Genomic DNA, 7,698 nt, shown 5'->3' on the forward strand with positions numbered 1-7,698 from the left:
GTCGCAGTGCTGGAGGAGTTCGTCGGCACGCAGACCGGCGAGGGTCATGACTGCCGCATGCTGACCCCGGCAGAGACCCTCGCCCAGGCACCGGCGGCGCGACCAGACGGGCTGCGCGGCGCGATGTTCAGCAACACCGAATGCCAGATCAGCTCGCCGCTGGCGCTCACGATCCTCGCCCGCCATCTCGTGGACCGGCTCGGGGTCGCGATCCACTGGCGTCACGCGGTGACCGCCGTGGAGACCGGGCACCTCGTCGCCGGCGGCGCGCGTTGGGCGGCGCGGAGGATCGTCGTTTGTCCGGGCGCCGAACTCGATACGCTGTTTCCCGGTCTGCTGCACGAGGCGGGGTTACGCCCGGTGCGGCTGCAAATGCTCGCCGCCCGGACCGGCACGCCGTTCGATCTAGGCCCCGCCCTCTGCGCCGGGCTGACGCTGCTGCACTACCCTGCCTTTGAGGGTTGCCGCACGCTGCCCGCCCTGCGTGCGCGGCTTGAGCACGAATGCGACGACGCGCTGGCCGACGGCATCCACATTCTGCTCTCGCAGCATGAGGGAGGCGAGCTGATCATCGGCGATTCCCACGATTATGGGCCGGACGTCACGCCGTTCAACAGTGAGCCGGTGGACCAGCGCATCCTGCATTATTTGGCCGAGATGACCGTGCTGCCGCCGCTGCGGATCACCCGTCGGTGGCAGGGCGTCTATGTCAGCAGCCACCACGGCCCTGCGACGCGGCTTGACCCGTGCGATCGCGTCACCGTTCTCACCGGGCTCGGCGGTGCCGGGATGACTTTCTCCTTTGGCGTGACCGCCCGTCTACTGCAGGAGGTGGCCGATGTCTGATTTCGCCCCGCTGACGCTCGACGAGCTGTTCCGCCGGATGCGCGCGCATGGCGATGCCGAATATCAAGGCGAGGCGGTGAGCCAGATGCAGCACGCGTTGCAGACGGCGCATCAGGCCGAGCGGGAGGGGGCGTCGCCGGCACTTGTCGCCGCAGCGTTGTTTCATGATGTCGGACATCTCTTTGCCGGGCTCGGCGAGGACGCGGCACAGCGGGGGATCGACGACGTTCATGAGGATCTCGGCGCGGCGATGTTGCGGGCAGTGTTGCCGCCGGAGGTGGCCGGGCCGGTGCGCCTGCATGTCGAGGCCAAGCGCTGCCTCTGCGCGACCGACCCGGCCTATTTCGCTGAGCTGTCCGACGCCTCGCGCTTGTCGCTCGAATTGCAGGGGGGCGTGATGAGCCCCGACGAGGTGGAGGCCTTCCTCGCTGCACCGTTCGCCGCCGAGGCGCTGCAGCTGCGCCGATGGGACGACCAGGCGAAGGATCCCAAGGCGGTAACGCCGGATCTAGCGCATTACCAGCGCCTGATAACCACTGCGTTCGTGGTTCCGCCTTCAAAAGGAAAGTGAAAGCTGATTAAGTGACTTCATTCAGTCGGTAGTGGCAAGTTCTGAGGCAGTGAATCACGAATTCAACAACCTTCACAGGGTTAATGTGGGTATCCGGCTCAGTCGCAGATTGTGAAGACCTCACTTGCAGACGGGCGCGGAGCGTTGCAGGTCATCCGACACAACAGGATTGAATCTCCGATTGAGCCATGCCGTGGCATTCAATGGTTCAGCGAAGAAGAAGCCCTGCATTCGCATTCGCCCGCGCGCGCCCAGGAATGCAACATGTTCCGCGGTCTCCACGCCTTCGGCGACGACATCGAGGTCGAGACGGTGCGCCATCGCGAGGATCGCCTCGACGATCGCGACGGACGAGACATCCCAGGGCACCTGGGCAATGAAGCTGCGGTCGATCTTGAGTTCATGGATCGGCAGGTGGCGCAGGTAGTGCAGGCTCGAGTAGCCGGTTCCGAAATCGTCGACCGAGAACCGCACGCCGCGATCCGCGAGATGTCCCATGATACGCGTGATCTCGAGGGTATCCCTGATCAACAGGTTCTCGGTGATCTCCAGGGTCAGCCGCTCGGGCGCCACGCCGGAGACGTCGAGCGCGGTGAGAACATCGGAGACGAAGCCGGGGTCATGAAATTGTCGCGGGCTGACATTGACCGACAACCCATAGCCAGGCTCATGGCGTCCGATCCGGGTGAGGATCGAACACGCCTCACGGAGCAGCCAGCGGCCGAGCGGAACGATCAGGCCGGAGGATTCGGCGATACCGATGAACTCGTTGGGGGCGGCAATCCGACCATCACGCAGCCGCAACCGGACCAGGATCTCCGCGCTGACTGCCGTGCCGGTCGCATCCACCTGGTCCTGCAGCCAGATTTCAAACTGCTCGTCCTTCAGCGCCCATCGGATCTCATCCTCGATGGCGTGACGAACCATGATGGCTTGGTGCATGGCGGGCTGGAATAAGACAACATCGTTTCTCCCGGCCTTGGCCTGATACATTGCGGTGTCCGCCTCGCGGACCAGCGTGTCGATCGTGTCGGCCGGCTTTGGAAACAGGGTAAATCCGATGCTTGCACCTAGATGATATTCGCGCGCGCCGATCGAGATCGGCCTGCCGGATACCGCATCGATTATCTTGCCCCCGACACTTGTCGCATGGGCAGCCGCATCCTCCGCCGTGGCGCCGGCCTCGGCAAGGAGGACCACGAATTCATCGCCGCCGATACGCGCGATCGTGTCCGTCCCACCCACCGCGCGGCGTAGCCGATGTGCGACCTCTCCGAGCGCGGCATCGCCCGCGGTATGGCCGAGCATATCATTGATATTCTTGAACCGGTCCAGATCGATGAACAGCAGCGCGCCGTGCGAGCCGGCCCGCCGCGCTTCGCTGAGCATTGTCCCGAGACGCTCGTTCAGGAGGCGTCGATTGGGCAAGCCGGTCAGTGGGTCGAGATGCGCAAGACGATAAATCTCCTCCTCCGCCGTCCGGTGTTCGGTAATGTCGATCCAGACGCCGGCGATGCCGGACGGACGGCCTTCGGCATCGCGTTGCAGCGTCAACTCATCGCGTACCCAACGGTAGCTGTCGTTCCGATGCCGGATACGGTAGCGATGGACGTAGTGTCCGGCCTCGCAGGCATGAGCGACAGCAGGTTCGGCCTGTGGCAGATCTTCAGGATGCACGATGTTCCGCCACCAGTCCGGGCCATGAACGTCTTCAGGCGCATAGCCCAGCATGTTGAGGATATTCCTGCTGATCTCCACGGGAACCGCCTGTCCGTCGATCAGTGTCAGCGTGTAGAGAACCGTGCCACTCGCCGTGAGGAGCCGATCGATCCGCTGTTCGCTCATTGAATGAGCCATCAAGGCAGCGTCGCGCTCCTGCCTCGTCGTGACGTCCTGTAGAGCCTTGGTCAGGTTCTCGGTCAGTTCGACCAATAGCCTCTGTTCATCCCCCCCAAAGACCAGATGCCTCGACGAATATAGTGTGAAGGCGCCGACCACCGAGCCTTCCTCAGATGCAAACGGCAGCGAGATGCAGGCGTGGAACCCGGAGGCGAGCGCGCTGTCCCGCCAGCGCGCAAAGCCCTGGTCTCTTTCGAGATCGGCCAACAGGACGACTCTCTTCTCACGGACGGCAGTGCCGGTCGGCCCTCTGCCGTCCGGCTCATCCGCCCATGTGAGACGCATCTTGGAGATAGACCGGATGCCGCGTCCAGCGCTCGCGACGAGGCGGATCGACCGCTCCTGATCATTCCGGGCGAGGCCAATCCAGCAAGCATCATAGCCGCCGATTTCAACTGCGAGCCGGCAAGCTGCGTCGAACAGGGCCTGCGGCGTGCAGGCGCGGGCGAAGGCGCCCGTAGAGGCATGGATCATCCGCAGCGTTCGGTTGGCGCTTTCCAGCGCATCCTCCCGCAGGCGCCCCAGCAGCAGCGGGGTCAGCCTGGCGATGAATTCCTGCACCAGACCGTGTGTGTCGCGTGTGATATCGGGGTTTTCAAAACCGAGCACGAGGCCGAAGCGGCGCTCCGCGAGATCGAATGGATAGACAAGCTGACGGCGAATTCCTGCTTCGACCAATGCACGCAAAAAAGGAAATTCACGATACTCGTCGGGATCCCGCATTGGGAAACTATCAAATACAATCCCTTTGGACAGGGCTTTCCCGAAACTGAGATGTCCCGCAGGGTGAACTCCAGCCCATTTGGAAACGTCCATGCCTTTCAATGTACGGTTGGGGACGATATGGCCCTTGACGTATTCCACCATCCCATGGGCTGTGTGATAGGCCGAAAGGAAGCAAACCGTGGCACCGGTGCGTTCGGCGCAGTAGGTAAGTGTCTGATCGAGCGCAGAATCGAAATCCGGCGTCGAGGCAATCGCCTGGGAAAGCCGGTTCCAGAAGGCGAGATCGCCTGAAATCTTTGCCTGTTCGCGATTGGTCCGCCGTAATTCCAGTTCAGTCATCACCGAGTGCGCGAGTTCCACGAGGAGCTGCTGTGCGCCGGCATCAAAGCCGTCATATGGCTCAGGCGAGAGAACGCACATGCTTCCAATGCGATAGCCATCCGCGGTGATGATCGGTGCGCCGGCGTAAAATCTGATATTTGGCGGCTCGACGACGAGGGGGCTGTTGCAGAACCGTTCGTCCAGGCGAGCGTCTGCAACAACAAAGATGTCATCTGACCTGACCGTGTAATCACAAAATGCGTGTTCGCGTAGCGTCCATAAGAGGTCCGTACCGCGTCTTGCCTTCAGCCACAGACGTTCAGAATCCACAAAGGAAACCAGCACAATTGGCATTCCCAGCGCTTGTGCTGCGATGCGGGTGAAGCGGTCGAAGCACTCTTCGGCCGGAGTTCCGACGATTTCATAGCGCGCAAGCGCGGCCTGGCGCTTGAATTCGATTTCGTCGGACCACATACGGATTACCCTTCAATTCCGGGAGCGCTCCACGATGAACTGTCGATCATGTTGCAAGCCCGGATCACGTCGTTGTGCAAATACTCATCATAAGTCGCACAAATTGAGACGGTCCCGGCGCAATCAATTTTTGACCGTCCTGGCTTCACTCTCAGATATTCAATTTTACGATGCTGACAATCGACGCCTTCAATTGCCATACGAGCCCGATCTAAGGAGGTGGGTGGAATAATAAAATGATAGCTTCTACATAACTGTTATGAATTGCATACTTGGATTCGTGTTTGTGCTGGGATTATTATAGAAATTAAATTTCGAATCACGAAGAAATTTATGTTATAATTCCAATAATTTATTGCCGCGCATAATGTAAATGCGCCGGACTCGTATTGACCTGAGAGCTTCGATGCTGCGTACGTCGCCTTCAAGTGCGGCAGAAAATTTCATTAGTACTTTGATTCAAATGGTGATTATTCCCAATCGTTTGTCGGGCATTGCGTCCCGCTGTAGGCAAAATCCTCAATCAGGTGAGAAAGTCATCTTGTCTGATGGATTTATCTGCGTGCAGAGTCGGGTGCCGTCCAATTCCGGCAAACACAATGCCGTGATCTTATTCGGCTATAAGGCGGCCAGTGCATGCCGCCTTATAGCCGCCTCGCCGCGGGAAAGATCAGATGTTCTTGGCGCTGTTCATGAGTGGCCGATGTGCGCCGTAAGCTCCAGCCATATCCGCAAGACGGCGATGGACCTCTGCGAAAAAATCCGCCTTCGGTGAACTGGCGGCTTGCACGATTCCGATCTGGCGATAGATCTGCGGCTCACAAAATGGAACAATCTTCATAGGGCGCGGTTGTTTCGGAGTGCAATGTCCGGAACGATCCTCGCGCCAAGGCCTGCGGCAACGTGATCTGCTCCCTTCTGAGTGGTCCTAGATCTGCTTTAGAATTTACCTTGATTAGCGCGGCCCGGCCGCCGTGCCAATCGGGATCGTCTGAGCCGATGTATTCGTTGCCGCGATTCCCCATATCGATGATAGCATTGAACGGGTGGACGACATGGCCGCAGCGAAGCAGATGACCAAGGCGATGGTAGAGGCCGCGTTCAGAAATTCGGCGGCTGGGGTTCCAGATCTGGATTGCGGTTTCCGCAGCGGCGATCTCATCGTCTATCCGACACACGGTGTTGGACGGATAGAGCAGATCGGCGACGAAGATCTGGGGGGCTACAGGGTCGCCATCATCCGGCTGTTCTTCGCCGAAATGCAGATGACGATCCGGATTCCGGTTGCGGCCGTCGGGAAAAGCGGATTGCGAAAACTGTCGTCGCCGTCGGAACTTGACGAGGCGATGGCAATATTGAAGGGGCGTCGCCGCGTCAGCAGCACGATCTGGGCGAGACGGTCGGAGTGCTACCGGCTTAAAATCAATTCGGGCGCGCTCAATGCGCTTGCCGGCGTCGTGAGAGACCTCCAGGCGATGCCGGGACAGGATATGAGCTACAGCCAGCGCAATCTTTATTCGCTTGCGATTGAACGCCTGGCCGACGAATTCGCAGCCGTGCAGGGAACCGATCGGGAGGCGATGATCCCGGTGTTGGAACAAGACCTGAGGCATGGCAGCGCGCTGCACATGCTGGAAGCCGCATCATGAGCCCGTGTTGTGTTTTTCTTCCTGAGCGCTCATAAGTCCGAAACGGCACTTTTCTCGCCGGGGTTTGTGTACCCTCACATGCGGCGCTGATCCGTCGGTTTCCCCTCTTGGAAGGTAAATAGGTCTGCATCCTGCGGACCGCCGAAACGACGGAGACAAGCCATGTCGCAGGGCACGGTTAAATGGTATAATTCCCAAAAAGGTTATGGATTCATCACGCCAAACGACGGCTCGAAGGACGTATTCGTCCATGTGTCCGACGTCGAGCGTGCGGGTCTGGGTTCCCTCAATGAAGGGCAGAAGCTCAATTATGAATTGCAGCGCGGCCAGCAGGGCAAAATGTCGGCCGTGAATTTGCAGGCCGCCTAACCTTCAGTCTATCGCGCACCCCATCGGTCAGCTGATGGGGTGTCGCTGACGGCACAACGCGAATGTACGGTGACCGAAGTTTGCGTGCCCGGCGACATATGCACGCGCCCGGATAAACGTCTGCCTGGCCGTTGATGATGCCCTGACGCTCTATGGCTTCCGAGCAAGAGCGACGAAATGGGTCAATTCGTCTCGGATGCTGTCGCGTTCCGAAGACAAAAGGAAAATAACGAGTGGTCTTCAGGCAAAATTACGGCTTGCAACGCGCAGAGCGCAACCGCCTCAAGCAGGCGAAAAAGGAAGCCAAGGATCAGGAGAGGCGGGACGCGGCGTTGCGACGCAAGTCGGGCCAAGAAGGCGATCTTCCGATCCAGGCGAACACCCCTGACGCAGCGGACGTGGATACGTCGGAATTCTCGGTAGAAGCGGCAAAGCAATGAAGCGCCGAATCGATCGGGCCATTGTCCTGTTCGATGTTACCTATGCCGATGGCAGCCGCAGTTCCCGCCGCAAGATCCTGAAATCAATTGCCGATGGTCCCGGCAACGATGCAGCGGTCAAGGCCGAGATAGAGGCGCAGGATCGCGAGATCGAACGGTCTTCGGGCAAGGTTAGAGAGGCGATCAAATCGATTGCGCGCAGCCCCGTCTGACTGCCTCGATTCCCAAGGGATGCGCTTGCAGCGCCGCAGGCGACGATCAGCCAAGCGAAAGAGCCCCAGCGGGTTATCAGCCGGGACGTATGCGGTCCGGCCTTTTTGTTGATGGAGGAGCGCCGTCGGGCCAGGTTGAGGTGATGACGCACGGGGGTAGTGTCCGGGGTCGTGGTGGACTTTTGGGCTCC

The 7,698-nt window shown here is 59.8% G+C and carries 8 protein-coding genes; 7 read left to right on the forward strand and 1 reads right to left on the reverse strand.

Annotation, left to right across the window (positions count from 1 at the left end):
* Nucleotides 1-846 (forward strand): FAD-dependent oxidoreductase (locus APM_RS01225; RefSeq protein WP_007421534.1); only part of this gene is annotated, 846 nt, incomplete at its 5' end.
* Nucleotides 839-1,417, forward strand: coding sequence for a phosphonate degradation HD-domain oxygenase (locus APM_RS01230; RefSeq protein WP_007421535.1), 579 nt, complete (start codon nucleotides 839-841; stop codon nucleotides 1,415-1,417). The genes APM_RS01225 and APM_RS01230, both read left to right, overlap by 8 nt.
* A 120-nt stretch (nucleotides 1,418-1,537) precedes the next feature.
* On the opposite strand, the gene APM_RS01235 is transcribed toward APM_RS01230, so the two are convergent.
* Nucleotides 1,538-4,837 carry an EAL domain-containing protein gene (locus tag APM_RS01235; RefSeq protein ID WP_007421536.1) on the reverse strand — a complete coding sequence of 1,100 codons (3,300 nt, stop codon included), beginning with the start codon at nucleotides 4,835-4,837 and terminating at the stop codon, nucleotides 1,538-1,540.
* A 406-nt stretch (nucleotides 4,838-5,243) separates the two neighbouring features.
* Between APM_RS01235 and APM_RS21285 the strand changes: the two genes are divergently transcribed.
* The 5 genes from APM_RS21285 to APM_RS01255 all read left to right on the forward strand — a co-directional run bounded on the left by APM_RS21285 (nucleotide 5,244) and on the right by APM_RS01255 (nucleotide 7,507).
* Nucleotides 5,244-5,612, forward strand: a complete 369-nt coding sequence (locus APM_RS21285; protein WP_138919141.1) for a hypothetical protein — start codon at nucleotides 5,244-5,246, stop codon at nucleotides 5,610-5,612.
* 280 nt (nucleotides 5,613-5,892) lie between these two features.
* Nucleotides 5,893-6,486: a CarD family transcriptional regulator gene (locus APM_RS01240; RefSeq protein ID WP_050807162.1), complete on the forward strand. Its 594-nt coding sequence runs from the start codon at nucleotides 5,893-5,895 to the stop codon at nucleotides 6,484-6,486.
* A gap of 162 nt (nucleotides 6,487-6,648) precedes the next feature.
* Nucleotides 6,649-6,855 carry a cold-shock protein gene (locus tag APM_RS01245; protein ID WP_007421539.1) on the forward strand — a complete coding sequence of 69 codons (207 nt, stop codon included), beginning with the start codon at nucleotides 6,649-6,651 and terminating at the stop codon, nucleotides 6,853-6,855.
* A gap of 233 nt (nucleotides 6,856-7,088) precedes the next feature.
* On the forward strand, nucleotides 7,089-7,295 hold the full coding sequence (locus tag APM_RS01250) for a hypothetical protein (protein ID WP_039887459.1): 207 nt from the start codon (nucleotides 7,089-7,091) through the stop codon (nucleotides 7,293-7,295).
* Nucleotides 7,292-7,507 carry a hypothetical protein gene (locus tag APM_RS01255; RefSeq protein WP_007421540.1) on the forward strand — a complete coding sequence of 72 codons (216 nt, stop codon included), beginning with the start codon at nucleotides 7,292-7,294 and terminating at the stop codon, nucleotides 7,505-7,507. The genes APM_RS01250 and APM_RS01255 overlap by 4 nt, the downstream gene beginning before the upstream one ends.
* Nucleotides 7,508-7,698 lie beyond the last annotated feature (191 nt).

Origin of the sequence: Acidiphilium sp. PM, assembly GCF_000219295.1 — a bacterium.
GTDB classification, from domain to species: Bacteria; Pseudomonadota; Alphaproteobacteria; order Acetobacterales; family Acetobacteraceae; genus Acidiphilium; species Acidiphilium multivorum.